The following is a 1858-nucleotide window of genomic DNA, read 5'->3' as shown; positions in this document are numbered from 1 at the left end:
CTTTATCAAGCAATTGTTGAAGCACTCGATGATCCAGAGTGTGGAGAGCCCGGGTTTTCGTTGCAGAGGATTGATCTGACAAAAGCAACGCGTGAAGGCACATTCCATTTTGTTTTAACCGGTGTTTTTTATCCCGATGGACATTTGGGGGATTGGTCACACAAAGAGCCAATGAGCATCAATTTAGAGGTTGGTGATGACAGAGTTTGAACCTTTTCCACTCCCACAAATTCCCTCTCCACAACGCCCCCCTCCACAACTCCCTTTGCCACAAATTATTGAAGAGCTTTCTGTTGAAGCCATTTTAGAGCAAAAGATCACGCGTTTGACTGAGCTTTTTGCGGCGCATAATATCCCTTATAATGTGGAAAAAACCGCTTATGATCCGGTAGTCATTCAATTACAAGCGGCCGCTTATGAAGAGTTGCTATTGCGCCAGCGGATGAATGAAGTGGCGCGGGATAATTTACTCACATTTGCGCATGGCACAAGTTTAGATCATTTGGGGGATTTTCATGGGGTCACGCGCCTTTTGGATGAAGATGATGAGCGTTTGCGCCGCCGCATTCGCTTGAATAGACAAGGACATTCCACAGGGGGCACAGCACCACGGTATCAATATTTTGCTCTCTCAAGTGATATCCATGTCAAAGATGCTTTTGTTTATCGTGAGGGTAAAAGCCCGCTTATTCATGTTGCGCTTTTTAGTGACGCCCCTTCAGGGGTGGCTGATGAGGCTTTAATTGCCAAGGTACAAGCAGCCCTTGATTGCCCCCATGTTAAAATGACCAATGACCACATCCTTGTGAAAAGCGCGGTGCAGCGGATGATCGATATTTCTGCTGATTTTTGGTTGTTACCGGATGAAGGCTCCTTTGTTTTGGAAAGAGCGGAGCAGAATTTAAGAGTAGAATGGGCGCGAGCGCAAAGGCTTGGGCGTGATCTCTCAATAAGTTGGATATTAAGCCGCTTGATGGTTGAAGGCGTTCACCATGTGAACATAACGCAACCTTGTGAGGATATTTTGGTCGCACCTGATGAAGCGGTCGCACTAGGGGATATTGTCTTGTCTGAACGGGGGCGCGCTTATTGATGCTTTCCTCACTTTTACCCCCGAATTCGAGCTTGTTTGAACGTTGTTTTGCCGAAGCAATGGCTCTTGACCCCCACGTAAAAACGGCACTCGAAGAAATACCCCGCGCGAAATTTATCACGCGTCCGCCTTCTTGGTTGCCCTTTTTAATAGACGAATATGGCTTACAAGAATTAAACCCTTATTTCTCTAACCTTTATGATTTAATTGATCAAGGGCTTGCATGGCAGAGGATACGTGGCTCCCTTGCGGCAATAGAGATGGGTTTGAGATGGTTAGAGATTTCAGCACGCTTTCAACCCGCCTGGACGGGGCGCGCATGGTGGAATTCCTTTCAACTTGATTTTGATCAGTTGCCTGAACGCAAAAGCCTTGAAGCTATAGAAGCGATTACCGACCTTTCCAAAAGTTTGCGCTCTGATTTTCGCCGTGGGACCTATGGTTATGATGTGCAAGCCATGGAAGCCAATATGTCACGCCTTGATGACAGCATGTTGGATTCTGAGAGCGGTGTTCGCTTAACAGCTGGGGGCACGTTGTTTTCCTTTGGGCGCACAACAGAGATAGAGTGCGTTCTCTTAAAAGAAGAAGGCAAACTCATTGGCAATTGGATAGATGATGGGGATGAAGAGTTAAGCTGGAACCAAATCGATTATCCATGGGACATGGCAAATTTTCCGTGGTGTTCGGTCAAAAAACATGAACGCGATATGCTCATGGCAGAATGGTTTCATGGTCGCACGCTTTATCTCGTGTTAAGAGACA

The 1858-nt window shown here is 46.6% G+C and carries 2 protein-coding genes and 1 pseudogene; all 3 read left to right on the top strand.

Annotated features, from left to right (window positions below):
* A pseudogene (locus PVV57_RS10180) lies at window positions 1–210 on the top strand (baseplate assembly protein); the annotation flags it as partial.
* A complete protein-coding gene (locus tag PVV57_RS10175) occupies window positions 197–1093 on the top strand; it encodes a baseplate J/gp47 family protein (protein WP_273784026.1) in 897 nt (298 codons plus the stop codon). The pseudogene PVV57_RS10180 and the gene PVV57_RS10175, both read left to right, overlap by 14 nt.
* Window positions 1093–1858: phage tail protein (locus PVV57_RS10170; protein WP_273784025.1), on the top strand; the 766-nt coding region annotated here is incomplete at its 3' end. The genes PVV57_RS10175 and PVV57_RS10170, both read left to right, overlap by 1 nt.

Source organism: Bartonella sp. AU15XJBT (genome assembly GCF_028618615.1).
Classification (GTDB): domain Bacteria; phylum Pseudomonadota; class Alphaproteobacteria; order Rhizobiales; family Rhizobiaceae; genus Bartonella.
The sequence above is the reverse complement of the archived record's forward strand: the minus strand, read 5'-3'. Positions and strand labels throughout refer to the sequence as shown.

Excerpts from the sequence above, each read along its gene's own strand:
- PVV57_RS10175 (WP_273784026.1), top strand. The coding sequence starts at position 197 with ATGACAGAGTTTGAACCTTTTCCACTCCCACAAATTCCCTCTCCACAA.